Here is a 25,193-nt window from a genome sequence, read left to right as displayed (position 1 = left end):
CGGGTAAGGGAGAGCCCATGAACTGGATAATGCTGGTGTGTTTGATATTGCTCGCATGTGCGATCTGTGGACAGCTTGCGACAGTGATTGGCCAGAGCCGGGTGATCGGGGAGATCACCGCAGGTATCCTGCTGGGGCCCACAGTGCTTGGTGCCTGGTTTCCGCAGGCCTCGACTCAGTTGTTCGCGCCTGAGTCGATGCATGTCGTCAGGTCGTTGAGCGAACTGGGGCTGATTATCCTGATGGTCGAGGTGCCATGGCACGCCGCTGGCATCGGGTCCAAGGGGGGAGGGCAGCGAGTGCCCGCTTTGATCGCTACCCTGGGGATCGTGCTGTCGTTTTCCCTGGGTTGCATCGTCGGAGCCTGGTCCAAGGCATCGCTTGCACCAATGCAACCCTATTGGCCTTACGTGATCTTCTGTGGGGTTGCCTTGTCCGTGACAGCCCTGCCGGTGTTGGTGCGGATTATCCAGGAGCATGCGGGTATCGATGGGCGAGCCGGGCAACTGGCCCTGTCGGCGGCGGTCTACACCGATGTGTTTGCATGGTTTGCACTTGCGTTGGTGCTGACGCTACAGTTGAGCGGCACCACCGGCGTGGTCGATAGCCTGCTCAGGGTCGCCGGATTGTCGGTTTATGCCGCGCTGACGTTCCTGCTGCTCCGACCCTGGCTGAGAAAGTGGGCCAGTTACGCCGTCCTGGGTGAGCGGTCCAAGGTGGCGCTTGCCTTGCTCTATTGCCTGTTTTCAGCGCAAGTTACCGCAATACTTGGGTTCCATGAGGCAGTCGGTGCGGTAATGGCGGCCTATGTCTTTCACGACCTGCTCTCGATGGAGCAGGCCTGGCGCCGGTGGGTCGGCAGATTTGGCCATCTGTTTCTCACGCCAATCTTCTTTGCCAGTTCCGGTATCCAGGTTTCGCTCGGGGCCTTCAGTGACCCCACTCTATGGTTGTGGTTGCTGCTGTTCCTCGTGGGGGGGACTGTCGGCAAAGTTCTGGGTTCTTATGTCGGGGCGAGGATGTCGGGGCTGACACCAAATGTTTCATTGGAACTCGGTGTGTTGATGAATACCAAGGGGCTTGTGGAATTAGTAGTACTTGGTGTAGGACTGCAGGCTGGAGTGCTGTCCGAAAGTTCCTATGGTGTTCTCCTGATGCTTGCGCTTGTTTCAATGGCTTTAACTAATCCGTTGATTTCATTATTAAATCGCCGGGTCCGTAAGAGTGATACTGGCTACAGTACGTCGCCTCATACGGGTGTTTGATTTTTGTGTTAATCCCGATTACCGTCTGGAGATTAAATAGATCAGTCAAGAATAAGGAACAATGTTGTGGACGTATTCATGGGGTTGCTGGCCGCTGCGTTCTGGGGGGCTACGGATTTTCTGGTCGGTGTGAACGCACGAGCGGTAGGGGTCAAGCGGGCGGTCTTTTTCGGGCAACTGCTGGGGCTTTTGTTAATGATAACTATTATTGTCATTTCGGCCGGTCAGTGGGAGAAGTTCCTGTCGGCTCCCGGACGTGCGGTGGTACTGGGTATTGTGGCTTCACTATGTACCGTGATCGGGGCATTGGCGCTTTCAAAAGCGTTTGCGGTTGGCAAGACCGCTGTCGTGGCGCCATTGGTCACCTCCTATGGCGTTTTTACAACGCTGCTGGCCTGGCTCGGCGGGGACACACTGTCAGCCTGGCAGGTGAGTGGTATCTTCGTCTGCTTCTTCGGTGTACTTCTGGCCAGTCGCAGTGACCATGGCGGCGATTTCGAGCGCAAGGCAAAGGGCACTGTATCGATAGGATATGCGTTGCTGGCGGCCATGCTTTACGGCGTCAGCTTCTGGATTCAAGGCAAGTTCGCCTTGCCGGCGCTGGGACCGGTGAACATGCTGGCGCTAGGTTATGCCGTCGGGGTGGCCTTCTTGATTCCGGAAGCCTTCAGGTTGCTGCGCGATCATGCCACGATCCGTTTGAAGACATTGGGTTCACTGTGTGGCGCAAGCCTGTTCAACCTGGGAGGGTTCTCGGCTTTTTCCTGGGGGGCACTCAACGGTTCGGTTTCAGTCGTTACTGTCATCAGTACATTGTCGGGTGGTATCGCGGCCATCCTCGGATACTTCTTTTATCGCGAGCGGTTATCGGTCATTCAAGTAGGCGGTGTGTGTCTGGTGTTGTTGGGGGCGGTGCTTTTGCATCTTTATGGATGATGTTGTCGAAAAGTTGCAAACGTTTGCGGTGAATTTTTTGGGTCCTTTGGTTCTTTGGTCCTTGGGTCATGGGCGGAGGCTTTCGTTTATTGGCCTGTAGATATGAGTGGTCATAATAATGGAATATCGAGGCTGCCTTCCAAAAAGTCATGTTGATATGTTGCCTTGCATGGCGGCTTTTGCAGTGGTCGTCGAGACCGGAAGTTTTGTAGATGCATCGGTCAGGCTGGGGTTAACTGCCTCAGCGGTCAGCAAACAAGTGTCAAAGCTTGAAAATGCCTTGTCATTGCGTTTGCTTGAGCGCAGCACCCGGCAATTGAGAGTGAATGCCGAAGGCGCCCAGATCTACTCACACTGCAAAGAGTTGCTGGAGTCTTCGGCCAATGTGTTTCGCCTCAAGGACCGCTTTCTCGAAGCACCGCAAGGGCTTATTCGCATTGCGGTGCCACGTTCGCTGTACGCGGCGTGTAACCAGTTGGTTCCGGAGTTTTTGTACCGCTACCCCGGCGTCAATGTACAGCTCATTTCCAATGAGGGAGCACTGGACTTTATTGCCGAGAGTATCGATATTGGGATTCAGATAACGGACAGTCCTCCCCTGGGTTTGGTAGCGCGCAAGTTGTTCCCCGTCGATTTCATTGTCTGTGCCGCCGAGAGTTACCTGGAAAAGTTCGGGCGACCTGAGCATCCCTCGGTGTTGGCGGAACACAGTTGCATCCCTTTTTCCGCGGCCACCGAAATCCAGAACTGGAAGTTCATTTCAACGCATGGAATGTGCGAGGTCAGTGTTTCGGGGCGCTACTTCGCGGACAGTCCGGAGGCGGTCCTCAATGCCACGATCTCGGGCCTGGGGATTTCCTGCCTGCCGGCCGGGCTGGCGGCTGAAGCAATTTCCGCCAATACCCTGGTGGAGTTGTTGCCCGGGTGGAGATACGCGGGGGCGATGCAAGGGATGGCCTGGGTGCTCTATCAGCCCGGCCGGCATGTGTCGCAGAAGGTCAAGGTGATGGTCGACTACCTGGTGAGTGCATTGCGCCGGTCAGGGCAGATGACCTGATGCAATGGCTGGCTTCGTGCGGCACCGGACCATGGGAAAAAGGAACATACGATGGCTACGCAGGTTGCCGATTACTATTGCGAGACCTGTTGGTACACCTATGACCCGACGGTAGGTGATCCGGAGCATGGCATCGCGCCGGGGACTGCATTTGAAGATATTCCACATGACTGGCTTTGCCCTGACTGCGGGCTGGGCAAGGAAGCGTTTGTACCTCGTGTCGAATCGCTCGATGCATGATCTGGGTCATCGCACTTCCCAGATTCTTGACTAGGCTTAACAGTTGGCGGTCTCTACCCACCGCCACCGTGAAGTCCCTGAGGCGCCGGCCAAGTCCCGTGCGCCCGAGAACCTGATCAGGAGTGCACGATGGACCTCAACCGTCGGCAATTCTTCAAGGTCGCCGCCGTCGGCCTTGGAGGCTCGAGCCTCGCGGCGTTGGGCATGGCCCCGACACCGGCATTCGCCGAGCAGATACGCCACTTCAAGCTGGCGCATACCAAGGAAACCCGTAACACCTGCCCCTACTGCTCGGTCGGCTGCGGCCTGATCATGTACAGCCAGGGTGACGCGGGCAAGAACGTCAAACAGAACATCATCCATATCGAGGGCGACGCGGACCATCCGGTCAACCGCGGCACCCTATGCCCGAAAGGCGCGGGCCTGCTGGACTTTATCCACAGCCCGAGCCGCCTGCAGTACCCCGAGGTGCGCAAGCCGGGCAGCAACGAGTGGACCCGCATCGAGTGGGACGAAGCCCTCGACCGCATCGCCGACCTGATGAAACAGGACCGCGACGCCAACTTCATCGAGAAGAATGCCCAGGGCCAGACGGTCAACCGCTGGCTCACCACCGGATTCCTCGCCGCGTCCGCCGCTTCCAGCGAAGCGGGCTACCTGACGCACAAGGTGGTCCGTGCGACCGGCATGCTGGGGTTCGATAACCAGGCGCGTGTCTGACACGGCCCGACGGTGGCAAGTCTTGCCCCGACGTATGGCCGTGGCGCGATGACCAATCACTGGTCCGATATCGCCAACGCAAACCTGGTCCTGGTGATGGGCGGCAACGCCGCTGAAGCGCACCCGTGCGGCTTCAAGTGGGTGACCGAAGCCAAGGCGCACAACAAGGCGCGGCTGATCGTGGTCGACCCGCGGTTCACCCGTACCGCCTCGGTGGCCGATTACTACGCGCCGATCCGTACCGGCAGCGACATCGCCTTCATGGGCGGGCTGATCAACTACCTGCTGAGCAACGACAAGATCCAGCACGAGTACGTGCGCAATTACACCGATGTGTCGTTCATCGTCAAAGAGAGCTATGGCTTCGAGGACGGGCTGTTCAGCGGCTACGACGCGGCCAAGCGCGTGTATGCCGACAAGTCCGGCTGGGGCTATGAGCTGGGCGAGGACGGCTTCGCCAAGGTCGATCCGACCCTGCAGCACCCGCGTTGCGTCTATCAGCTGATGAAGCAGCACTACAGCCGCTACACGCCGGAACTGGCGAGCATGACCTGTGGCATGCCCCAGGACCAGATGATGAAAGTCTGGGAAGAGATCGCCACCTGTTCGGTGCCGGGCAAGACCATGACGATCCTCTATGCCCTGGGCTGGACCCAGCACTCGATCGGCGCGCAGATCATCCGCAGCGCGGCGATGGTGCAGTTGCTGCTGGGCAACGTCGGCATGCCCGGTGGCGGGGTCAACGCCCTGCGCGGACACTCCAACATCCAGGGCCTGACCGACCTGGGCCTGCTGTCGAACTCGCTGCCGGGCTACCTCACGCTGGCCGGCGACGCCGAGCAGGACTACGCCAGCTACATCGACAAGCGTGCCTCCAAACCGCTGCGCCCCGGGCAGCTGTCGTATTGGCAGAACTACGGCAAGTTCCACGTCAGCCTGATGAAGGCCTGGTACGGCGCCAATGCCACGGCGGAGAACAACTGGGGCTATGACTGGCTGCCCAAGCTCGACGTACCGGCCTACGACGTGCTGCGCATGTTCGAGATGATGGGCCAGGGCAAGGTCAACGGCTACATGTGCCAGGGCTTCAACCCGATCGCCGCGTTGCCGGACAAGAACCGCGTCACCGCCGCGCTGGCCAAGCTCAAGTGGCTGGTGATCATGGACCCGCTGGCTACCGAAACGTCCGAGTTCTGGCGCAACGCCGGCCCGTTCAACGACGTCGACACGGCCAACATCCAGACCGAGGTGATCCGCCTGCCCACCACCTGCTTCGCCGAAGAGGACGGTTCGCTGGTCAACAGCAGCCGCTGGCTGCAGTGGCACTGGAAGGGCGCCGATGGCCCGGGCCAGACCCGTACCGACGTGCACATCATGAGCGAGCTGTTCCTGCGCCTGCGCAAGCGCTATCAGGCCGAGGGCGGCGCCTATCCGGACCCACTGCTCAACATCAGCTGGCCGTACAAGGTCCCTGAGGAGCCATCCCCCGAAGAGCTGGCCAAGGAGATGAACGGCTGGGCGGTCAGTGATCTCACCGATGCCAGCGGCGCGATGCTCAAGGCTGGGCAACAGCTCGCCGGCTTCGCGCAGTTGAAGGATGACGGCAGCACCGCGTCGGGCTGCTGGATCTTCGCCGGCAGCTGGACCGAGCAGGGCAACCAGATGGCCCGTCGTGACAACAGCGATCCCTATGGCATGCACCAGGTGCAGAACTGGGCCTGGGCCTGGCCGGCCAACCGCCGCATCCTCTACAACCGCGCCTCCAGCGACCCGCAAGGCAAGCCATGGGACCCGGAGAAGAAGCGCCTGGTGTGGTGGAACGGCAAGGCCTGGACCGGCACCGACGTGCCCGACTTCAAGGTCGACTCGCCGCCGGAAGCGGGGATGAATCCGTTCATCATGAACCCCGAGGGTGTGGCGCGCTTCTTCGCCATCGACAAGATGGCCGAGGGCCCGTTCCCCGAGCATTACGAACCTTTCGAGACACCGATCGGCATCAACCCGCTGCACCCGCAGAACAAGAAGGCCACCAGCAACCCGGCCGGGCGGATCTTCGATTCGGTGTGGGACACCTTGGGTACCCACGACGAGTTCCCGCACGCCGCGACCACCTACCGGCTGACCGAGCATTTCCACTTCTGGAGCAAGCATTGCCGGCTCAACGCCATCGCCCAGCCCGAGCAGTTCGTCGAGATCGGCGAGGTGCTGGCGAACGAGAAGGGCATCAAGGCCGGTGACCGGGTAAGGGTGTCGAGCAAGCGCGGGCACATTGATGCGGTGGCGGTGGTGACCAAGCGGATCCGTCCGCTGCAGGTCAACAACCAGACCGTGCACCAGATCGGCATCCCGCTGCACTGGGGCTTCACCGGCGCCACGCGGCACGGCTACCTGACCAACACCCTGGTGCCGTTCCTCGGGGATGGCAACACGCAGACGCCGGAGTCCAAGTCGTTCCTCGTCAAAGTGGAGAAACTCTGATGGCCAGCCAAGACATCATTGCCCGCTCGGCCACCACCACCGTGCCGCCCTCGGTACGCCAGCAGCAGGAAGTCGCCAAGCTGATCGACACCACCAAGTGCATCGGCTGCAAGGCCTGCCAGGTGGCGTGTTCGGAGTGGAACGAACTGCGTGACGAGGTTGGCCACAACCATGGCACCTACGACAACCCCCAGGACCTCAGTGCCGAAACCTGGACCCTAATGCGCTTCACCGAGCACGAGCGCGACGACGGCAACCTGGAGTGGCTGATCCGCAAGGATGGCTGCATGCACTGCGCCGATCCGGGTTGTCTGAAAGCGTGCCCGAGCCCGGGCGCGATCATCAAGCATGCCAACGGTATCGTCGACTTCAACCAGGACCACTGCATCGGTTGCGGCTACTGCATCACCGGCTGCCCGTTCAACATCCCGCGCATTTCGCAGAAGGATCACAAGGCGTACAAGTGCACCCTGTGTTCCGACCGTGTGAGCGTGGGCCTGGAGCCGGCCTGCGTGAAGACCTGCCCGACGGGGGCGATCGTCTTCGGCAGCAAGGAGGAGATGAAGGTGCACGCCGACGAGCGCATCGTCGACCTGAAGTCGCGGGGTTACGACAACGCCGGGTTGTACGACCCGGACGGTGTCGGCGGCACCCACGTGATGTACGTGCTGCACCATGCTGATACGCCGCGGATCTACGCCGGTCTGCCGGACCAACCGGTGATCAGCCCGCTGGTCGGGCTGTGGAAGGGCTTCAGCAAGCCGCTGGCGCTGCTTGCCATGGGCGCGGCGGTGCTGGCCGGGTTCTTCCACTACGTACGTGTCGGCCCGCAGCGGGTCGAGGAGGATGAGCATCCGGCATCTGTGGATAACGATGTCCACCAGGTGGACCCGGCGGTGCATGTCTATGATCCGAACCGCCCGGGCGGGCAGGGGGAGCAGCGGCCATGAACGACAACAAGCCTATCCTGCGCTACAACGCCAACGAGCGGAGCAACCACTGGATCGTCGCGATCCTGTTCGTGCTGGCCGGCCTGTCGGGGCTGGCGCTGTTCCACCCGGCGCTGTTCTGGCTCAGCCACCTGTTCGGCGGCGGGCCGTGGACACGGATCCTCCACCCGTTCATCGGCGTGGCGATGTTCGTGTTCTTCCTGGGCCTGGTGCTGCGCTTCTGGCGCGCCAACTTCATCACCGCCAACGACCGCCTGTGGTTGCGCCGCATCGACCGGGTGATGCTCAACAAGGAGGAGGGCGTGCCGCCGATCGGCAAGTACAACGCCGGGCAGAAGCTGCTGTTCTGGACCTTGCTGGCGTGCATGCTGGTGCTGCTGGTCAGCGGCGTGGTGATCTGGCGAGCCTGGTTCAGCCATTACTTTGATATCGGTGCTATCCGACTGGCGACCTTGCTGCATGCCCTGGCGGCGTTCGTGCTGATCCTGAGCATCATCGTGCACATCTACGCCGGGATCTGGATCAAGGGCTCGATCGGCGCGATGCTGCATGGCTGGGTCAGCCGCGCCTGGGCGCGCAAGCACCATGAACTGTGGTACCGGGAAGTCACCGGCGACAAGACGCCGCACAATCACGGTAGAAAAGAAGGATGAGCGTTTGAGCACGATTCTCGAACCCGGGCAGATCGAAGCGTCGGCGGTAATGCCGCCGTTCCTGCATCTGCCGCCCGCCAATCTGTTCGCAGTGCGGGCCGCGCGCCTGGAGCACCTGGCCGAGGGCAATGCCCTTGGCGAGTATCTGCATCTGGTCGCGCGCCTGTGCCGGATCCAGCAGCATCTTGTGGATAACCCGCCCGGTGGCTTGCCGGTAGCCGAGGAGCGTCAGCGCCTGTGCATAAGTCATGGCCTGCCACCCCTGGCATCGGACGGCCTGGTGCGCGAAGGGCAGTGGCTGGTGTGGCTGCAAGCGCTGCTCGATCACTTCGAGCCGGCGCCCGAAGGGCCACTGGCAGCGGCGCTGGGCAGCCTGCGCGAGAGCGGTGACGAACAGCGCAAGGGCTGGGCCATCGCGCTGCTCGGTGGCCAGTACGACGCCGTACCGGCGGCCTTGGTGCCCTTCTTGGGCGCGGCGTTGCAGGCCGCCTGGTCGAGTTGGTTGCTGACGCTGCCAGAGCCTGAGCTCAAGCCCGCTGGCAGCCTGGCCCAGTGCCCGGCCTGCGGCTCGCCGGCCATGGCCGGTGTGGTGCGCAATCGCGGCAAGCACAACGGCCTGCGCTACCTGGCCTGTTCGCTGTGTGCCTGCGAATGGCATGTGGTGCGGGTCAAGTGCGTGTACTGCGAGTCGAGCAAGGGCCTGCGCTACAGCAGCCTCGAGGATGACCGCCATGCGCCGGGCAAGGCACCGCTGCGCGCCGAGTGCTGTCCGGGGTGCCAGGGCTACCTGAAGCAGAGCTACCTGGAGAACGACGCGGCGGCCGAGCCGTTGGCCGATGACCTGGCGAGCCTGGCGCTGGATATGCGGCTGGACGAGGAGGGCTTTCATCGGCTGGCGCCGAACCTTATGTTGGCACCGGGTGGTGGGTGAGTGTCTACACTTCGCTATCGAGTTGCCCCCATCGTCGGCAAGCCGGCTCCCACAGGTACAGCGCAAGCCTCGAGTCTGGCGCTGGAGCTGTGGGAGCTGGCTTGCCAGCGATAGGGCCCGAACAGACAACGGATCAGTCACAGGTAGTACCGCATGTCTCCAAGCCCCGCCAGCGACACCCCACGCTTGCCCTCCATCGACACCCTGCTGCGCCACCCTGCCTGCCAGCCGCTGCTCGACCGTCATGGCCGCGACGCTACCCTGGCCACCCTGCGCCAACTCCTCGACGACCTGCGCGAACCGGCCCGTCTGGGTCAGCTGAGCGCCGTGGAACTGAGCGCCGACGTTCTGCTCGGGCGCACGGGCGAGCGCCTGGCCATCCAGCAGCGCAGCCAGGTGCGCCGGGTCTTCAACCTCACCGGTACGGTGCTGCACACCAACCTCGGCCGCGCCCTGCTGCCGGAGGAGGCGGTGGAGGCGATGCAGGTCGCCGCCCGCTATCCGCTGAACCTGGAGTTCGACCTGGCCACCGGCAAGCGGGGTGACCGCGACGACCTGATCGAAGGCCTGATCCGCGAGCTGACCGGCGCCGAAGCCGTCACCGTGGTCAACAACAACGCCGCCGCCGTGCTGCTGGCGCTCAACAGCCTGGGCGCACGCAAGGAGGGCATCATCTCCCGCGGCGAGCTGATCGAGATCGGCGGTGCGTTCCGCATCCCCGACATCATGGCTCGCGCGGGGGTGAAGCTGCACGAGATCGGCACCACCAACCGCACCCACGCCCGCGACTACGAAGGCGCGATCAACCCGCGCACAGGGCTGCTGATGCGCGTGCATTGCAGCAACTACAGCATCCAGGGCTTCACCACCCAGGTACCCACCGCCGAGCTGGCGCGCATCGCCCACGATCATCAGTTGCCGCTGCTCGAAGACCTGGGCAGCGGCAGCCTGCTTGACCTGACCCGCTGGGGCCTGCCGGCCGAGCCGACGGTGCGCCAGGCGCTGGCCGACGGCGCCGACATCGTCACCTTCAGCGGCGACAAGCTGTTGGGCGGCCCGCAGGCGGGGATCATCGTCGGGCGCAAGGAACTGATCGCGAAGATCAAGAAGAACCCGCTCAAGCGTGCCCTGCGGGTCGACAAGATCACCCTTGCCGCGCTGGAGGCGGTGCTGCAGCTCTATCGCAACCCCGATCGCCTGGCCGAACGCCTGCCCAGCCTGCGCCTGCTGACCCGTGCGCAAGCCGAGATCGCCGCCCAGGCCGAGCGCCTGGCGCCCGAGTTGGCTGCTCGTCTCGGCGCGCAATGGGTGGTGAGCGTCGAGCCGGCACTGGGCATGATCGGCAGCGGCAGCCAGCCGGTGGCGCGGCTGCCCAGCGCGGCGCTGTGCCTGCGCCCGCAGGTGTCGAAGAAACTGCGCGGGCGCAGCCTGCATGTGCTCGAGCGTGCGTTGCGCGACCTGCCGGTGCCGGTGCTCGGTCGTATCGACGACGATGCCCTGTGGCTTGACTTGCGCCAGCTGGACGACGAGGCCCAGTGGCTGGCGCAACTGCCGGCGTTGCAACTGGGGGCGGTGCAGTGATTGTCGGGACTGCCGGCCACATCGACCATGGCAAGACCGCGCTGCTCCAGGCCCTGACCGGCCAGGCCGGCGACACCCGCCGGGAGGAGCGCGACCGGGGCATGACCATCGACCTCGGCTATCGCTACGCGGCGCTGGCGCAAGGGGCGCCGCTGACAGGCTTCATCGATGTGCCGGGCCACGAGCGGTTTATCCACAATATGCTGGCCGGTGCCCATGGCATCGACCTGGTACTGCTGGTGGTGGCCGCCGACGATGGGGTGATGCCGCAGACCCGTGAGCACCTCTCGATCATCGAGTTGCTGGGGATTCCCCAGGCGCTGGTGGTGATCAGCAAGTGCGACCGGGTCGAGCCGTCGCGGTTGAGTGAAGTCCGGGCCCAGATCATCGAACTGCTCGCGCCCGGCCCCTACGCCGGGGCCAGGCAGTTTGCGGTTTCGAGCCTGTCCGGCGAGGGCATCGACGCCCTGCGCGAGGCTTTGCTGGCGGCTGAAGCGCATGTTCGCCAGCGCAGCGTGCGTGGCGGTTTCCGTCTGGCGGTAGACCGAGCTTTCGCGGTTTCCGGAGCGGGAGTCGTGGTCACCGGCACGGCGCTGGCCGGGCAGGTCAGCGTCGGCGATACCTTGCTGCTCGGCAAGGCCGGCAAAGCGGTGCGGGTGCGTGGCCTGCATGCCCAGAACCAGGCAGCCCTGGTCGCCGCAGCCGGGCAGCGGGTGGCCTTGAACATCAGCGCGGAAAAGCTCTCGGCCGAGCAGGTGCATCGTGGCGACTGGCTTGTGCCGGAGTGGCTGCATGCGCCCAGCGTGCGGGTCGATATCGACTTCACCCTGCTGCCGGGTGAAACCCGCGCCTTCGAGCATTTCAGCGCAGTGCACGTGCACCTGGGCACACAGGATGTCACCGCCCGGGTTGCCTTGCTCGAAGGTGAGCGGCTCGCCGCCGGCCAGCGCATGTTTGCCCAGTTGCTGCTCAATGCCCCGCTGCAGGCGGTGCATGGGGATCGTCTGGTGCTGCGTGACCAACGCGCCCAGCGCACGCTGGGTGGTGGGCGTGTGCTCGACCCGTTCGCCCCGAGCCGGCAACGGCGCAGCGAAGCGCGCTTGCGTCAGTTGCAGGTGCTGCGCGACGCCGACAATCTCGAGCAAGCGTTGTCGGCCCTGCTCGAGGCGGCCCCCGGCGGTCTCGAGCCCCGGCGTCTGGAGCGCCAGTTCAACCGCCTGCGCGAGAGCTGGCAGTTGCCGGATTCGGTGCTGGTGATTGCCACCCGTCAAGGGCAGCTGTTGTTCGATCACTTACAGTGGCAGGCACTCAAGCGACAGGTGCTGGAGCGTCTGGCGCAGTTCCATGCGCAAGAGCCCGACCAGCTTGGCCCGGACCGGGACCGCTTGCGCCGCTTTACCGCCTTGCCATTGGAGCGCCCCGCGTTTGTCAGCTTGCTCGATGAGCTGCTGGGCGCAGGTGCGATCAGCAGCAGCGGCCCCTGGTTGCACCTGCCGGACCACCGGGTCCAGTTGAGCGACGCGGACAGCGCGTTGTGGGAGCGTCTGTTGCCGCGCTTGTTGGCAGGTGAGTTCGACCCGCCCTGGGTACGGACCCTGGCCGGCGAGGAGGGTTGCGAAGAGGCGGATGTCCGGCTGTTGTTGCGCAAGCTGGCCCGGTTGGGCCTGGTGCATCAGGTGGTGCGTGACCTGTTCTACCCGGAGGCGACGCTCAGGCGCATGGCGGAGCTGCTGTTGCGCCAGGCTGCGACTTCGCCGATAGTGCAGGTCGCGGCGTTTCGCGATGGTTTGGCCATCGGTCGCAAGCGCAGTGTGCAGATACTCGAGTACTTCGACCGCATCGGCCTGACTCGACGGGTCGGTGACCTGCGGCAGGTTCGTGCCGACAGCGCCCTGGCCCAACCGCAACACGGGCCCTGATTTCAAGGAAGGCAATCGCGCCCGGTGGCGCGGCCGGGCTTCAAACCCGGTTGGGGACGGCAGCCGTTCCCGGGCAGGTTCGACTCCCGCTGCCTTCCGCCACTTTTCCAGATGCTGAAACGATCGCGGGGCAAGCCCGCTCCCACGGATTTGTGGGAGCGGGCTTGCCCCGCGATGGCGAACGGAAGATCTGCGAATCAGGCGCGCTCGCCGCACAGGTCCAGCGCGAACCAGTGCTCCGCCGCCTGTACATCCAGCCCCGAGCCCAGCAACGCAAACAGCTTGCCCAGCGCCGCCTCGCGGGTCATGCCGCCGCCACTGACCAGCCCGGTGTCGCGCAGGCGGCTGCCGGCGGCATAGGTGTCGAACACCACCGAGCCTTCCGGGCATTGGCTGATGGCAACGATCATCACGCCGCCCTGGCGAGCGTCATGCAGTGCGTCGAGCAGCGCCTGGTCATCCGACGGGCCGGTGCCGCTGCCGTAGCACTCCAGCACCAGGCCCTGGATGCCGCTGTCGAACAGGCCGCGCAGGTGTTCGGCCGCAAGGCCCGGGAACACCGGCATGACCGCCAACCTGACCGGCTGGCGTGGCTGGCGGTAGTCCAGGCGGGCCGGCAGTTGCGGGGCACGCTCGCCATCACGATGGCGCGGCAGCACGGTGAAGGCGTCGAAGGCTTCGCTGCGCAGTTTCGAGGCGCGGCAGCCGTGCAGCAACTGGCCATGGAAATACAGCTGCACGCCGTCTTCCAGGCCGTTTTCGAACAGATTGAGCGCGCCGACCAGGTTGGCCCAGGCATCGCTGTCCGGGGCGCCGGCCGGCAGCATGGAACCGGTCAGCAGGACCGGCACCGGCAGGCCCAGCAGCAGGAACGACAGGGCTGCGGCGCTGTACGCCAGGGTGTCGGTACCGTGCAGCACCAGCACGCCGTCGTGGCCGTCGCGCTCGACCGCCTCGACGATGGCATCGCGCATCGCCAGCCAGTTGGCCTGTTGCATGTTGGCGCTGTCGATCAGCGGGTTCAGTTCACGCAGCGCCCATTGCACCTTTGGCGCATCGCCGCAGGCGGCAAAGTGTTCGCGCATGCGCGCTTCGAAGCCACCGGCCGGCGCGAGGCCTTCGGCGGTCTGCAGCATGCCGATGGTGCCGCCGGTGTAGAGGACGAGGAGATTCTTGACTGCACGCATGGGAGTATTCCGTAGCGATGTAGCGAAGGAAAGAGACAACCGCCCCGGGCGGGGCGGTTGTGGCAGGGCAGGGTATCAGTGCTGCGCTGGCGCCGGGGCGGCGGCTTTGTCAGCGGCTGTTTCAGCCTGCGGGTTGGCCGGCCAGGCGGCGCGGTCCAGGTCCAGGTCGGCGAACTTGCTGGAGTCGAACACTGGCTGCTTGATGCCCGCCTTGCGTTGGGCGTCGTAGTCGCGCATCACGCGCAGGCCGACCTTGAACAGCATGGCCAGGGCGATCAGGTTGACGAAGGCCAGGCAGGTCATGGTGATGTCGGCGAAGGCGAACACGGTCGACAGGTCCTGGGTCGAACCCCATACCACCAGTGCCAGCACCAGGCCACGGAAGGTCATCAGCACGGCACGGTTGCGGCTGAGGAACTGCAGGCTGTTCTCGCCCAGGTAGTAGTTGTAGAGGATGCAGGTGAAGACGAACAGCGACAGCGCGACGCTGACGAAGATGCGGCCCCAGTCACCGACCACGGCGGCCAGCGAGTTCTGGGTCAGGACGATGCCGTCACCTTCGAAGCCCGGGGTGTAGAAGCCCGACAGCAGGATCAGCAGCGCGGTGCAGGTGCAGATCACGAAGGTGTCGAGGAACACGCTGAAGGCCTGGACCACGCCTTGGGCGCCCGGGTGTTTCACGGCGGCGACGGCGGCCACGTTCGGCGCGCTGCCCAGGCCCGCTTCGTTGGCGAACACGCCACGCTTCACGCCCATGACGATGGCGCTGCCGAGCAGGCCGCCGAACGCCGGGTCGAGGCCGAAGGCGCTCTTGAAGATGGTTTCCAGCATGGCTGGCACGTGTTCGATCTGGGTGCCGATCACGTACAGGGTCACGCCGATGTAGGCCAGGGTCTTGACCGGTACCAGCAGGTCGGACACTGCGGCGATACGCTTGATGCCGCCGATGAAGGTTATGGCCAGCAGCACGGCGAGGACGATGCCGGTCTGCTTGGGATCGAAGGCGAAGGCGTTCTGCAGCGAGTGGGTCACGGTGTACGACTGCAGGCCGATGAAGGCGAAGCCGTAGGTGACCAGCAGCAGGATCGAGAACACGATGGCCATGCTTTTCAGCTTCAGGCCGTGCTGGATGTAGTACGCCGGGCCGCCGCGGTACAGGCCGTCGCCGTCGGCGCGCTTGTAGACCTGGGCCAGGGTGCATTCGAAGAAGCTGCTGGACATGCCCACCAGTGCGGTGACCCACATCCAGAACACGGCGCCTGGGCCGCCGAGGGTCACGGCGATACCGACACCGGCGATGTTACCGGCGCCGACGCGGCCGGCGAGGCTCAGCATCAGGGCCTGGAACGAGCTCAGTTGGCCTGCCTGGCCGCGAAGGGATTCCTTGAAGACGCCGAACATGTGGCCGAAGTGGCGGAACTGGACGAACCGCGAGCGGATGGTGAAGTAACCGCCGAGTCCGACGATCAGCACGATGAGGAGTTTCCCCGAAAGGAAATCGTTGAGTGCTTCGAGCATTGGAAAATGACCTCGATTCTTATTCTTCGCATGGAAAGACCAGCGGACGGCAGGCGCACCGCTATTCATTGGGGGCGCATGGTTGGCCATGACAACTATGGTTACAATTTCGCTGGTTGCTCCATTTTGGTGCGAGTTGATGCTAGAATGGCGCCACTCGCATCACCTGGACCCGCGTATCATGGGCGATCATTTCGCTATCAACCTCAAATTGGCCTGCAGCCATTACCGCTCTATCTCCGAGGTTTGCCGGCAGCTGTCGATCAACCGGGCGCAGTTCAACAAGTACCTGAGCGGCCAGAGCCGCCCGACGGCCTACAACCTCAAGCGCATCGGCGACTTCTTCGGCGTGGAGGACTACGAGCTGGGCCTACCGCCCGAGCAGTTCGCCCGCCTGATCGGCGCACGTAACCAGCAGCAGCCTGTCGGCCCCCAGGATGACCCCATCAGCGAGCTGTTCAAGCCTCTGCATAAAGAAGCCGGCAACCTCTCGCGTTATTGCGGTTACTACTTCGAATATTCCAACTGCATGTCGGTGCCCGGTTCGATCCTGGTGTCGCTGGTGCACCTGTGGGAGGAGCGCGGCAGTTTCCTGTTCGAGCGCCAGGAGCGTCAGGAACGCAGCAGCGGCCTCGACCGGCATGCCGAGGTGCGCTGCCGCTACCTGGGCGCGGCGTTCCAGTTGCAGGACCGGATGTTCCTGATCGACTACGAGTCGCTGACCCTCAACGAAATGAGCCAGACCGTGCTCATCCCCAGTTTCAAGAGCCGTATCAGCCGCCTGAACGGTCTCAAGACCGGGGTTTCCAGCGGTGACCGGCGCAACCCGGCCTGCACCCGGGTGGTGTGGGAGTACCTGGGCGAGGAGATCAACCGCATCAACGCCTTCCGGCAGATCAAGCTGTACCGCCCGGACGATCCGCGCATCGACGACGATATCCGCGACCGCCTCAGTGCAGGGATGATCAGCAACGGGTTGTTCGAGATCGAGTAGCCACCATCACGACCTACTGGAGATTGCCCAGCCCTTCGACTGGCGATGTCGCGATGGGAGCAGCGTTTCCAGCGTCCTTGCGTGGGAGCGGGCTTGCCCCGCGATAGCGTCAGCACGACCAACGAAGGTCGCCCGATCAGACGCCATCGCGGGGCAAGCCCGCTCCCACGCAAGGACAGCAGTGCTTCACCGAATTCAATCGAGAATGAACGCCGCCACCGCGTCGGCCACCTGATCCGCCACCTGTGGCCGGTCACGCAGGTGCGCGGCGATGCCGTGGTCGCAGTCGGTGAGCATCAGGCATTCCACATGGGGCGCCGGCACCGAACGCAGCAAGGCGTGGGTGACCTCCTCGGGGATCGGACTGTAGCGCTCGACTCCCGCCAGGCGCCGGGTGCCGGCCGAGGTGCCGGGGCCCTGGCCGTGCACCTTGGAGTTGAGCCCGTCATATTCGCCGATTACCAGCAGCACCCGGCCCTGGAACTGGCGCAGGAAGGCGTAGCTGTCGCAATCGAGGAACGCATAAGGCTTGCGGATCGCTTCGCTGAAGGCCGGACCGAAGGGGGCGACATGGGCCGCATCGGGATAGACCGCCGGGCAGATCAGCACCAGCTTGCGCACGTTGGGGCGCTGGGCGGCCAGCTTGAGGGCGATGGCGGCGCCCAGGCTGTGGCCGACCAGGGTGTCGCTGCGCGCGTCCAGATGCTGGTGGAAGCGCAGGGCTTCCTGCAGATTGCTGGCCAACGACGCGTCCTTTGCACCAGGCTCGCTGGCCAGGCTGTGGCCGGAGAGGTTGCCGGTCAGCGAACCGATCCCCTGCTGTTGCAGGCGATAGAGCAAAGGGTTCAGGCGGGTGAAATCGGAGCGGGCGCCGCCGACCACGAAGACCGTGGGGGCGCACTCATGTGCCGGGAGCAGCAGGCGAGCCTGTTGCCGATAGCCGTCGAAAGCCTCGTCGATGAAGCGTTCCGGGCCGGGAGCGGGTTCGTCGTATTGCCATCTGGCGCGCAGCGCGGTGTTCGGCTCGGCATCCATGTTGATCTCCTTGAACAGGCCATGCGCAGTATAAGTAGCTGTCGGCAAAGGCGGAACACCCGCCCGACCGGTTCGAATCGGCACGCGGCGCGCGCCAGGCCTTGCCTGGGTTGGACTTCCCCTGTCGGAAACAGCAAAATGAACCCTTTCCTCCATCGACCAGACCGGACCTGTTGACTCTATGCGTATGCGCCTGATGCTGTTGGGTGGTGGCAATGCCCTCGGGCAAGCGCTGATTCGTCTCGGGGCCGAGGAAGATATCGCTTTCCTGGCGCCTCGCCCTCCGGAAAACGGCTGGGATCCGGCCAGCCTGACCCTGCTGCTCGACGAGCAGCGCCCGCACACCGTGATCAACCTGGCCTACTACTTTGACTGGTTCCAGGCCGAGTCGGTCAGCGAGCAACGCCTGGCCCAGCAGGAGCGGGCGGTGGAGCGGCTCGCCGAGTTGTGCCAGCACCACGAGATGATCCTGGTGCAGCCGTCCAGCTACCGGGTGTTCGATGGCTCGCGCGCCACCGCCTACAGCGAGAAGGACGAACCGGTGCCGCTCGGCCTGCGTGGCCAGGCGCTGTGGCGCATCGAGCAGAGCGTGCGCGCCACCTGCCCGCAGCATGTGCTGCTGCGTTTCGGCTGGCTGCTGGATGAAAGCCTCGATGGCGCGCTCGGGCGTTTCCTGACCCGTGCCGAGCAGCCCCAGGAGTTGCTGCTGGCCGATGACCGCCGCGGCAACCCGACACCGGTGGACGACGCGGCACGGGTGATCCTCTCGGTGCTCAAGCAGCTCGATTGCCAGGCGCCGCTGTGGGGGACCTACCACTACGCCGGCAACGAGGCCACCACGCCGCTGGTGCTCGGCCAGGCGATCCTTACCGAGGCCACCCAGTGGCGCAAGCTGGCCGTGCAGGCGCCCACCGCCCAGGCCCACGCCGCCCGCCCGGATGCCAGCGAGGAGCCGCAACACGCGGTACTGGCCTGCAAGAAGATCCTTCATACCTTCGGCATCAAGCCACGCGCCTGGCGCGCCGGCTTGCCGCCCTTACTGGACCGATTCTACCGACATGGCTGACGCCCCCATCCTGATCACCGGCGGTGCCGGCTTCATTGGCTCGCACCTGTGCGATGCGTTGCTGGAGAAAGGCTACGCGGTGCGTATCCTCGACGACCTGTCGACCGGCAAGCGCGACAACCTGCAGCTTGGCCACCCGCGCCTGGAACTGCTCGAGGGCGATGTCGCCGATGCCGCGCTGGTAGCCCGTGCCGCCAGTGGCTGCCAGGCGGTGGTGCACCTGGCCGCGGTGGCCTCGGTGCAAGCTTCGGTGGAAGACCCGGTGAAGACCCACCAGAGCAACTTCATCGGCACGCTGAACGTGTGCGAGGCGATGCGCCTGAACGGCATCCGCCGCGTGCTGTTCGCTTCCAGCGCGGCGGTGTACGGCAACAACGGCGAAGGCCAGTCGATTGCCGAAGACACCCCCAAGGCGCCGCTGACCCCCTACGCGGTGGACAAGCTGGCCAGCGAGCAGTACCTGGACTTCTACCGCCGCCAGCACGGGCTGGAGCCGGTGGTGTTCCGCTTCTTCAATATCTTCGGGCCACGCCAGGACCCTTCTTCGCCGTATTCAGGCGTGATCAGCATCTTCTGCGAGCGCGCCACCAGTGGCAAACCGATCACGGTGTTCGGTGATGGCGAGCAGACCCGCGACTTCCTGTTTGTCGGTGACCTGGTCCAGGTAATGGTGCAGGCGCTTGAGCAGCAGGCGGTGGAAGAGGGTGCGGTGAACATCGGCCTGAACCAGGCGACCTCGCTGAACCAGTTGCTCAAGGCGCTGGAACAGGTGGTGGGCGGTTTGCCTGCAATCAGCTACGGCCAGGCACGGTCGGGGGACATCCGCCATTCGCGGGCGGACAACTCGCGTTTGCTGGCACGTTTCGCATTTCCCGAGCCAACGCCGTTTGTCGAAGGCCTGGCTCGCTTGCTCGGCAAAGCTTGAGCCTCTCGCGGGGCTTGCCCCGCGATGGCTTCACGAATGACGGACCACCCGCCGCCGGCAATCCTCCGGCCCCAGCACCCGCCCGTCCCGCGCCCGCACCTGCAACGTCTCCAGACCCTGGCCGCGATCGTCGACCAGCTGCGAGCGTGACTCTCCCGCCGTGAACAGGTAGCGCTCCCCCCATTGGCGCAAGCCGATCACGATCGGAAACACCGAACGGCCCTTTTCCGTCAGCGCATATTCCTTGTAGGCACTGCCATCGGACGCAGGCTGCTGTGCCAGCAGCCCGGCCTCCACCAGCAGTTTCAGGCGCGAAGCGAGGATGTTCTTCGCCAGCCCGAGGTTTTTCTGCAATTCGCTGAAGCGGCACGGGCCATCGAAGGCATCGCGCAGGATCATCAGCGCCCAGCGCTCGCCGAGCACCTCCAGGGCGCGGGCCACTGGGCATTGCTGGTTGTTCTCGTCGAGCATGAGGCGTTCCTTGAGTGTGATCTGGTTGCAGAATAAAACCATGGTTGCTAGAAATCCAGTTTCATGGTTTTAAATTGAAACCAGATTTGGAGAGATTGCTGATGCCACCGCTCACTCGCGGATTGACGCTGTTGTTGGCTACCGCCTGCGCCCTGGCCGTGGCCACGGTGTACCTCGCCCAGCCGCTGCTCGAGGCCATGGCCGCGAGCCTCGGCGTAAGCGCTGCGCGCGCCGGCCTGGTGGTGGGCATGACCCAGGCCGGCTATGCCTTGGGTCTGTTGCTGATCGTGCCGCTGGGCGACCTGGTTGATCGTCGCCGGCTGATTGTCGGCCAGTTGCTGGCATCGGCCGGCGCGCTGTTGGCCGTGGCGTTTGCCGTGGACTGGGCCATGCTGCTGGCGGCGATGGCCATGGTCGGCCTGGCTGCGGTGGTGGTGCAGGTGATGGTCGCGCATGCCGCCACACTGGCCACGCCAGCTCAGCAGGGGCAGGCGGTGGGGACTGTCACCAGTGGCGTGGTGCTGGGGATACTGTCAGCGCGCTTGGTCTCGGGTGCACTGGCTGACCTGCTGGGCTGGCACGGCGTATACGTCGTGGCGGCGGGGCTGGCGTTGGCCATGGCGTTGTTGCTGGCCTGGCGCTTGCCTGCTGTCAAGCCGCAGGGGCCGAGGCAGCGCTATCGGGTACTGTTGGTTTCAGTGCTGCGCTTGTACCGGCATGACCGTCTGCTACGTCAGCGCGGTGTGTTTGCGGTGCTGGTCTTCGCGGCGTTCAGCGTGCTGTGGAGCGCGATGGTGTTGCCCCTGAGCGCCGCGCCCCTGGCTCTGGACCATACACAGGTCGGGCTGTTCGGCCTGGCCGGCGTGGCTGGCGCGCTGGCGGCGTCGCGTGCCGGGCGCCTGGCGGATCAAGGGCATGGCCGGCGGGTGAGCGGATGGGCGCTCGGGCTGTTGACGCTGTCATGGCTGCCCAGCGCCTACCTGGAGCAGTCACTGCTGGCGCTGGTGATCGGCGTGCTGATGCTGGACCTGGCCGTGCAGGCGGTGCATGTGACCAACCAGAGCCTGTTGCTGGCGGGACGTGGCGAGATGGCCAGCCGGCTGATCGGCGCCTACATGTGCTGCTACTCGGTCGGCAGCGGGGTGGGGGCGGTCGTGGCAACCTGGGTGTACGGGCAGTGGGGCTGGGTGGCGGTGTGCGGGGTGGGGGCGGGGATAAGCGCGGTTGCCTGGGGCTACTGGGGGTACCTGTGGTGGGGCGAGGCGGCGCGGGGCAAGCCCGCTCCAGAAGGAACGGGCTTGCCTGCGGATCAGAACTTGTAGCCGATGCCGACCATGTAGACCCATGGATCGACGTCCACGTCGACCTTGGTCTTGCCGACGCCCAGGGCGCTCGGGCCATCGATGCTGGCCTTGGTGTCGATGTCGACGTACCAGACCGCGGCGTTGAGCAGCAGGTTGTCGGTGAGCATGTAGTCCATGCCCAGTTGGCCGGCGATGCCTACCGAGTCCTTCAGCTTCATGTTGCTGAAGCCCTGGGCCTTGCGGTTGCTGCTCAGGTCTTCATCGAAGAACATCGTGTAGTTGATGCCCACGCCAGCGTAGGGCTGGAATTTGGAGCTTGGCTCCATCGGGTAGTACTGCAGCGACAGGGTCGGAGGCAACTGCTTGATGTCGGCCAGCTTGCCATCCAGGCCTGGGCCGAGGCCCTTGACGCCGACTTTGTGCTGGAATGGCGTGGCGGCCAGCAGTTCCAGGCCGATGTGGTCGGTGAGCATGTAGGCGAAGGCCAGGCCCAGCTGGGTGTCGCTGTCCAGGGTCGCCTTGGTGCCCGAGACTTTGGCGCCATCGAGCTTGATGTCACCGCTGCTTTCGTTCGGCGCGGTGGTGATGGCGCCGGCGCGGAGGATGAAATCCCCCGCCTGGTGGGCGTGGGCAACAGGGGCTGCGAGCGCCAACGCGACGAGCGAGGCACTGAGCAAGGACTTGTTCATGGAAGCTCCCAGAGGACGTGAGTAATCGAGTAGTCCAATGGTACGAAGCTGACTAAACAGAAAGTTTGACCCAGCTCAACGAAGCCTCTTCAAACGGGCGTGCACAGTTCTCACTTCAGCTCATAAGCGTAGATTTTCTCGGCTTCCATCTGGTAGCCCGCATCGGCTAGCTCGCTGCTGGACGCCTTGACCTGCATCGTGCCTTCGATCCAGTAGGGTTGATAGAGGTCTTCGATACGCACGCCCATCTCGCTGAAGATGTGCACGATCTGGTTCGAGGGTGGCGGTGGCACGTGGATGCAGGCGCCGTAGTAGGGCACCAGGAGGAACTCGGTGGTGCGGCCTTCGTCGCTGACCTCCAGCGGCACGATGTAGCCGGGGATCTTCACGGGCTGGCCGTCCAAGGCCTTCACCACTGGTGCGTTTGGTGCCTGCTGGCGCGCGGCGGGGGCGGTCTCGGCAGCCAGCGCGTCGCTGATCTGCGACAGGTCGTGCAGCGGCGTCAGCTGCGGCGGGATGATCGGCGCGCCCTCGGGGATCAGCGCGGGCCAGTCCAGTTCACGAGGTTCGGCGGCACACACCGTGGATGCCAGCAAAACCACTGCCAGTAACAGGTAAAGCCAAGCAGTGGGGGCCTGCCTGTTGTCCATGGACGTCGCGGTCATGAAGGTTCTCAAAGATGAATCGACAGGCCATCGGCCAGCGACTGCCGGTAGGCACGCCAGGCTGGCACGCTGCCCATCAGCAGCGCCGCGCCAAGGATGATAGCCAGCAGCGTCCACTCATGGGCGCTTGGCCAGGCCAATGGCAGGTACAGCCCGTAGTTGGCCTGCACATAGCCCTGCGCCAGGGCAATGCCGGCATACAGCAAGCCAAGCCCGGCGGCGATGCCCGACAATGCCAGGGCCAGTGCCTCGAGCACCAGCAGCCCGGCGATATGCCAGGGACGGGCACCGACCGAACGCAGGATGGCCATCTCCCGGCGGCGCTCATTGAGGCTGGTGAGGATGGCCGTGAGCATGCCGATCAGACCGGTGAGCACAACGAACAGCGACACCACGAACAATGCCTGCTCGGCCGTGCCCATCAGGCTCCACAGCTCCTGCAGGGCCACGCCGGGCAGGATCGCCAGCAGGGGCTCGGCACGGTACTCGTTGATCTCGCGCTGCAAGCTGAACGTGGCGATCTTGCTGTTGAGCCCGAGCATGAAGGCGGTGATGGCGGTGGGCTGTAGGTCCATGGCGCGGGCCTGCTCGGCACTGATGCGCCCGGCGCCACGGGCCGGGACGCCGTTGTGCCAGTCGATGTGGATCGCTTCCATCCCTGCCAGGCTGATGTGCAGGGTGCGGTCCACCGGGGTGCCGGTGCGTTGGAGCACGCCGACCACGGTGAAGGGCTTGTCGTCGTGCTTGACCAGGCTGATGGCGGCCACGCCGTGCGCCAGTACCAGCTTGTCACCCAGTTTGTAGTGCAAGGCCTCGGCGACTTCGGCGCCCAGCACCACTTCGAACGGATCGTCGGCGAACGCCCGGCCCTGGTCGAGTGCCAGGTGCTGGCGGCGACCGAACTGGTAATGGCTGAAGTAGTCGGCGCTGGTGCCCATCACCCGGTAGCCACGGTGCGAGTCGCCCAGTGAAATCGGGATCGCCCACTTCACCCGTGGATCCTTGGCGTAATGCTCGTAGCTGTCCCAGCGGATGTTGTTGGTGGCATTGCCGATGCGGAACACCGAGTACAGCAGCAGATTCACCGACCCCGAACGGGCACCGACGATCAGGTCGGTGCCGCTGATGGTGCTGGCGAAACTGGCGCGGGCTTCGGTGCGTACCCGCTCGACGGCCAGCAGCAAGCACACCGACAGGGCGATGGCGAACGCGGTGAGCAGGGCGGTGAAACGGCGGTTGGCCAGGCTGGCCAGGGCAAGGCGAAGCAGGTACATCAGGCCTCCCGGGGCTTGGCGGCGCGATTGAGCTCGGCCAGGGACAGGTGGCGGTCGAACAGCGGCGCCAGGCTCTGGTCATGGCTGACGAACAGCAGGCTTGCGCCGGCGTCGCGGCATTCGTCGAACAACAGGCGGATGAACGCCTCGCGGGTGTCGGCGTCGAGGGCCGAGGTCGGCTCGTCGGCGATGACCAGCTCGGGCTGGCCGATCAGCGCCCTGGCCGCGGCGACCCGCTGCTGCTGCCCGATCGACAGGCTGTCGGCGCGGCGGGCGAGCAGTGCCGGGTCGTCCAGGCCTAGGTGGGCGAGCAACTGGGCAGCGGCCTGGTCGATGCTGCCATGGCGCTGGGCGGCGCGAGCGGCACGGCTTTTCGAGAAGCGGCAGGGCAGCTCGACGTTTTCGCGCACCGAGAGGAACGGCAACAGGTTGAACTGCTGGAAGATGTAGCCGGTGTGATCGACCCGGAAGCGGTCGCGTGCGCCCTGGCCCAAGGTCGCCAAGTCTTGGCCGAGCAGGCGGATGCTGCCCTGGCCTGGGCGGTTGACCCCGCCCAGCAGGCCGAGCAGGGTGGTCTTGCCACTGCCGCTGGGACCCTTGAGGAACAACGCCTCGCCGGGCTCCAGGCGAAACGCCGGGATCTCCAGCAGCGGCGCCTGGCCAGGCCAGGCGAACACCAGGTCATGCAGTTCGATCAGCGGCTGGCTCATTCAGAACTCGACCACGGCCTTGGCCGGGGTGGCTTCCACGCCTTTCTGGCCATTCGGGCCGATCAGTTGCACGTTGATCTTCTGGGTTTGCGGGAAGGTTTTGAACAGGCGGCCGAGGTCGATCTGGGTGAGTTTGCCCGGGGTGGCGCAGGTCAGCTGGTAATGGGCATTGATGTCGGCGTGCTGGTGCGCCTCGCCGCCAGCCTCGGGGGCATTACCGAACAGCGGGCTTTCCAGCTCCTGGGCCTCCTCCTTGCAACCGGCGGCCTGGGCGATGGCGAACAGCTTCAGGGGTTGTTCGAGCTGCTGGCGGGCGGCGGCAACCTTGGCTTTGTCGGCGTCGCTGCTGGCGGCGTGTTCGAAGCCGACCAGGTTCATCGCCGGGCTGTCCAGCGCCAGCTCGAGGACGTTGCCGTCGAGTACCGCGTTGAGCTTGGCCACGCCGTGCTCATGGGCACCGAGGGTGCCATGGGCGTGATCGTGATCGTGGTCATGGTCGTGATCGTCGTGGGCATGGGCCACGGCCAGGGGAAGCAGGGCGAAGGGCAGGGCGAGCAACAGACGACGCATGGACGGCTCCACAGGCGGCTTGGGATGAATTTGTGATGTTATAACAATTTTTATT

23 protein-coding genes and 1 tRNA gene are annotated in these 25,193 nt (G+C 64.6%); 15 read left to right on the top strand and 9 right to left on the bottom strand.

Going from position 1 to position 25,193, the window contains the following annotated elements; translation table 11 throughout:
- The first annotated feature begins 17 nt into the window (after positions 1 to 17).
- The 11 genes from LOY42_RS23990 (at position 18) to LOY42_RS23940 (ending at position 12,832) form a co-directional block, all read left to right on the top strand.
- A complete protein-coding gene (locus LOY42_RS23990) occupies positions 18 to 1,265 on the top strand; it encodes a cation:proton antiporter (RefSeq protein WP_258599561.1) in 1,248 nt (415 codons plus the stop codon).
- 66 nt (positions 1,266 to 1,331) lie between these two features.
- Complete coding sequence (locus LOY42_RS23985) at positions 1,332 to 2,201, top strand: DMT family transporter (RefSeq protein WP_177485977.1); 870 nt, start codon at positions 1,332 to 1,334, stop codon at positions 2,199 to 2,201.
- Positions 2,202 to 2,370: 169 nt separating this feature from the next.
- On the top strand, positions 2,371 to 3,258 hold the full coding sequence (locus LOY42_RS23980) for a LysR family transcriptional regulator (RefSeq protein ID WP_177485978.1): 888 nt from the start codon (positions 2,371 to 2,373) through the stop codon (positions 3,256 to 3,258).
- A 51-nt stretch (positions 3,259 to 3,309) separates the two neighbouring features.
- Complete coding sequence (locus LOY42_RS23975; RefSeq protein ID WP_139668134.1) at positions 3,310 to 3,498, top strand: rubredoxin; 189 nt, start codon at positions 3,310 to 3,312, stop codon at positions 3,496 to 3,498.
- Positions 3,499 to 3,627: 129 nt separating this feature from the next.
- Positions 3,628 to 6,696 (top strand): formate dehydrogenase-N subunit alpha, encoded by a 3,069-nt coding sequence (gene fdnG / locus LOY42_RS23970; protein WP_139668136.1) that lies wholly within the window; start codon positions 3,628 to 3,630, stop codon positions 6,694 to 6,696.
- On the top strand, positions 6,696 to 7,646 hold the full coding sequence (gene fdxH / locus LOY42_RS23965) for a formate dehydrogenase subunit beta (protein WP_258599560.1): 951 nt from the start codon (positions 6,696 to 6,698) through the stop codon (positions 7,644 to 7,646). Before fdnG ends, fdxH begins: the two co-directional genes overlap by 1 nt.
- Positions 7,643 to 8,299 (top strand): formate dehydrogenase subunit gamma, encoded by a 657-nt coding sequence (locus LOY42_RS23960; RefSeq protein ID WP_102684367.1) that lies wholly within the window; start codon positions 7,643 to 7,645, stop codon positions 8,297 to 8,299. Before fdxH ends, LOY42_RS23960 begins: the two co-directional genes overlap by 4 nt.
- 4 nt (positions 8,300 to 8,303) lie before the next feature.
- Positions 8,304 to 9,230 (top strand): formate dehydrogenase accessory protein FdhE, encoded by a 927-nt coding sequence (fdhE, locus tag LOY42_RS23955; protein ID WP_258599559.1) that lies wholly within the window; start codon positions 8,304 to 8,306, stop codon positions 9,228 to 9,230.
- A gap of 153 nt (positions 9,231 to 9,383) precedes the next feature.
- The gene (gene selA / locus LOY42_RS23950) at positions 9,384 to 10,811 is read left to right on the top strand and encodes an L-seryl-tRNA(Sec) selenium transferase (RefSeq protein ID WP_139668141.1); all 1,428 of its coding nucleotides are present in this window, start codon (positions 9,384 to 9,386) and stop codon (positions 10,809 to 10,811) included.
- The gene (gene selB / locus LOY42_RS23945; RefSeq protein ID WP_258599558.1) at positions 10,808 to 12,730 is read left to right on the top strand and encodes a selenocysteine-specific translation elongation factor; all 1,923 of its coding nucleotides are present in this window, start codon (positions 10,808 to 10,810) and stop codon (positions 12,728 to 12,730) included. Before selA ends, selB begins: the two co-directional genes overlap by 4 nt.
- Before the next feature lie 6 nt (positions 12,731 to 12,736).
- Positions 12,737 to 12,832 (top strand) — tRNA-Sec (locus LOY42_RS23940).
- Positions 12,833 to 12,927: 95 nt separating this feature from the next.
- Here LOY42_RS23940 and LOY42_RS23935 read toward each other — a convergent pair.
- Both LOY42_RS23935 and LOY42_RS23930 read right to left on the bottom strand, forming a co-directional pair.
- Positions 12,928 to 13,917, bottom strand: a complete 990-nt coding sequence (locus LOY42_RS23935) for an asparaginase (RefSeq protein ID WP_258599557.1) — start codon at positions 13,915 to 13,917, stop codon at positions 12,928 to 12,930.
- A gap of 75 nt (positions 13,918 to 13,992) precedes the next feature.
- Positions 13,993 to 15,435 carry a sodium:alanine symporter family protein gene (locus LOY42_RS23930; RefSeq protein ID WP_023632679.1) on the bottom strand — a complete coding sequence of 481 codons (1,443 nt, stop codon included), beginning with the start codon at positions 15,433 to 15,435 and terminating at the stop codon, positions 13,993 to 13,995.
- Positions 15,436 to 15,616: 181 nt separating this feature from the next.
- Here LOY42_RS23930 and LOY42_RS23925 point away from each other — a divergent pair, with 181 nt between their 5' ends.
- A complete protein-coding gene (locus LOY42_RS23925; protein ID WP_023632678.1) occupies positions 15,617 to 16,429 on the top strand; it encodes a helix-turn-helix transcriptional regulator in 813 nt (270 codons plus the stop codon).
- 195 nt (positions 16,430 to 16,624) lie between these two features.
- Here the strand turns inward: LOY42_RS23925 and LOY42_RS23920 are convergent, their stop codons facing one another.
- On the bottom strand, positions 16,625 to 17,464 hold the full coding sequence (locus LOY42_RS23920) for an alpha/beta hydrolase (protein WP_111533286.1): 840 nt from the start codon (positions 17,462 to 17,464) through the stop codon (positions 16,625 to 16,627).
- Positions 17,465 to 17,645: 181 nt separating this feature from the next.
- Here LOY42_RS23920 and LOY42_RS23915 point away from each other — a divergent pair, with 181 nt between their 5' ends.
- Both LOY42_RS23915 and LOY42_RS23910 read left to right on the top strand, forming a co-directional pair.
- The gene (locus tag LOY42_RS23915; RefSeq protein WP_038707252.1) at positions 17,646 to 18,530 is read left to right on the top strand and encodes a sugar nucleotide-binding protein; all 885 of its coding nucleotides are present in this window, start codon (positions 17,646 to 17,648) and stop codon (positions 18,528 to 18,530) included.
- On the top strand, positions 18,523 to 19,455 hold the full coding sequence (locus LOY42_RS23910) for an NAD-dependent epimerase/dehydratase family protein (protein ID WP_139668147.1): 933 nt from the start codon (positions 18,523 to 18,525) through the stop codon (positions 19,453 to 19,455). The genes LOY42_RS23915 and LOY42_RS23910 overlap by 8 nt, the downstream gene beginning before the upstream one ends.
- A gap of 30 nt (positions 19,456 to 19,485) precedes the next feature.
- On the opposite strand, the gene LOY42_RS23905 is transcribed toward LOY42_RS23910, so the two are convergent.
- Positions 19,486 to 19,926, bottom strand: coding sequence for a helix-turn-helix domain-containing protein (locus tag LOY42_RS23905; RefSeq protein ID WP_139668149.1), 441 nt, complete (start codon positions 19,924 to 19,926; stop codon positions 19,486 to 19,488).
- Positions 19,927 to 20,024: 98 nt separating this feature from the next.
- Here LOY42_RS23905 and LOY42_RS23900 point away from each other — a divergent pair, with 98 nt between their 5' ends.
- Positions 20,025 to 21,248, top strand: a complete 1,224-nt coding sequence (locus LOY42_RS23900) for an MFS transporter (protein WP_258601336.1) — start codon at positions 20,025 to 20,027, stop codon at positions 21,246 to 21,248.
- Here the strand turns inward: LOY42_RS23900 and LOY42_RS23895 are convergent.
- The 5 genes from LOY42_RS23895 to LOY42_RS23875 all read right to left on the bottom strand — a co-directional run bounded on the left by LOY42_RS23895 (position 21,236) and on the right by LOY42_RS23875 (position 25,138).
- Entirely contained in the window at positions 21,236 to 21,919 is a 684-nt protein-coding gene (locus LOY42_RS23895; protein WP_046857328.1) for an OmpW family protein, read from the bottom strand. The genes LOY42_RS23900 and LOY42_RS23895 overlap by 13 nt on opposite strands.
- 110 nt (positions 21,920 to 22,029) lie before the next feature.
- Positions 22,030 to 22,584: a DUF3299 domain-containing protein gene (locus tag LOY42_RS23890; RefSeq protein WP_408981066.1), complete on the bottom strand. Its 555-nt coding sequence runs from the start codon at positions 22,582 to 22,584 to the stop codon at positions 22,030 to 22,032.
- Positions 22,585 to 22,592: 8 nt separating this feature from the next.
- The gene (locus LOY42_RS23885) at positions 22,593 to 23,858 is read right to left on the bottom strand and encodes an ABC transporter permease (protein ID WP_110704223.1); all 1,266 of its coding nucleotides are present in this window, start codon (positions 23,856 to 23,858) and stop codon (positions 22,593 to 22,595) included.
- A complete protein-coding gene (locus tag LOY42_RS23880) occupies positions 23,858 to 24,568 on the bottom strand; it encodes an ABC transporter ATP-binding protein (RefSeq protein ID WP_046857325.1) in 711 nt (236 codons plus the stop codon). Before LOY42_RS23880 ends, LOY42_RS23885 begins: the two co-directional genes overlap by 1 nt.
- The gene (locus LOY42_RS23875; RefSeq protein WP_102683830.1) at positions 24,569 to 25,138 is read right to left on the bottom strand and encodes a DUF2796 domain-containing protein; all 570 of its coding nucleotides are present in this window, start codon (positions 25,136 to 25,138) and stop codon (positions 24,569 to 24,571) included.
- Between the last annotated feature and the right edge of the window lie 55 nt (positions 25,139 to 25,193).

This window comes from Pseudomonas sp. B21-023 (genome assembly GCF_024749165.1).
Classification (GTDB): domain Bacteria; phylum Pseudomonadota; class Gammaproteobacteria; order Pseudomonadales; family Pseudomonadaceae; genus Aquipseudomonas.
This window is presented reverse-complemented; position numbering and strand designations above follow the sequence as displayed.

What these genes read in the sequence shown, in the direction of transcription:
- LOY42_RS23990 (WP_258599561.1), top strand. Translation starts at nt 18, where the DNA reads ATGAACTGGATAATGCTGGTGTGTTTGATATTGCTCGCATGTGCGATC.
- LOY42_RS23980 (WP_177485978.1), top strand. Translation starts at nt 2,371, where the DNA reads ATGGCGGCTTTTGCAGTGGTCGTCGAGACCGGAAGTTTTGTAGATGCA.
- LOY42_RS23975 (WP_139668134.1), top strand. Translation starts at nt 3,310, where the DNA reads ATGGCTACGCAGGTTGCCGATTACTATTGCGAGACCTGTTGGTACACC.
- fdxH (WP_258599560.1), top strand. Translation starts at nt 6,696, where the DNA reads ATGGCCAGCCAAGACATCATTGCCCGCTCGGCCACCACCACCGTGCCG.
- LOY42_RS23960 (WP_102684367.1), top strand. Translation starts at nt 7,643, where the DNA reads ATGAACGACAACAAGCCTATCCTGCGCTACAACGCCAACGAGCGGAGC.
- selA (WP_139668141.1), top strand. Translation starts at nt 9,384, where the DNA reads ATGTCTCCAAGCCCCGCCAGCGACACCCCACGCTTGCCCTCCATCGAC.
- LOY42_RS23935 (WP_258599557.1), bottom strand. Translation starts at nt 13,917, where the DNA reads ATGCGTGCAGTCAAGAATCTCCTCGTCCTCTACACCGGCGGCACCATC.
- LOY42_RS23930 (WP_023632679.1), bottom strand. Translation starts at nt 15,435, where the DNA reads ATGCTCGAAGCACTCAACGATTTCCTTTCGGGGAAACTCCTCATCGTG.
- LOY42_RS23925 (WP_023632678.1), top strand. Translation starts at nt 15,617, where the DNA reads ATGGGCGATCATTTCGCTATCAACCTCAAATTGGCCTGCAGCCATTAC.
- LOY42_RS23920 (WP_111533286.1), bottom strand. Translation starts at nt 17,464, where the DNA reads ATGGATGCCGAGCCGAACACCGCGCTGCGCGCCAGATGGCAATACGAC.
- LOY42_RS23915 (WP_038707252.1), top strand. Translation starts at nt 17,646, where the DNA reads ATGCGTATGCGCCTGATGCTGTTGGGTGGTGGCAATGCCCTCGGGCAA.
- LOY42_RS23910 (WP_139668147.1), top strand. Translation starts at nt 18,523, where the DNA reads ATGGCTGACGCCCCCATCCTGATCACCGGCGGTGCCGGCTTCATTGGC.
- LOY42_RS23905 (WP_139668149.1), bottom strand. Translation starts at nt 19,926, where the DNA reads ATGCTCGACGAGAACAACCAGCAATGCCCAGTGGCCCGCGCCCTGGAG.
- LOY42_RS23895 (WP_046857328.1), bottom strand. Translation starts at nt 21,919, where the DNA reads ATGAACAAGTCCTTGCTCAGTGCCTCGCTCGTCGCGTTGGCGCTCGCA.
- LOY42_RS23890 (WP_408981066.1), bottom strand. Translation starts at nt 22,584, where the DNA reads ATGACCGCGACGTCCATGGACAACAGGCAGGCCCCCACTGCTTGGCTT.
- LOY42_RS23885 (WP_110704223.1), bottom strand. Translation starts at nt 23,858, where the DNA reads ATGTACCTGCTTCGCCTTGCCCTGGCCAGCCTGGCCAACCGCCGTTTC.
- LOY42_RS23880 (WP_046857325.1), bottom strand. Translation starts at nt 24,568, where the DNA reads ATGAGCCAGCCGCTGATCGAACTGCATGACCTGGTGTTCGCCTGGCCT.
- LOY42_RS23875 (WP_102683830.1), bottom strand. Translation starts at nt 25,138, where the DNA reads ATGCGTCGTCTGTTGCTCGCCCTGCCCTTCGCCCTGCTTCCCCTGGCC.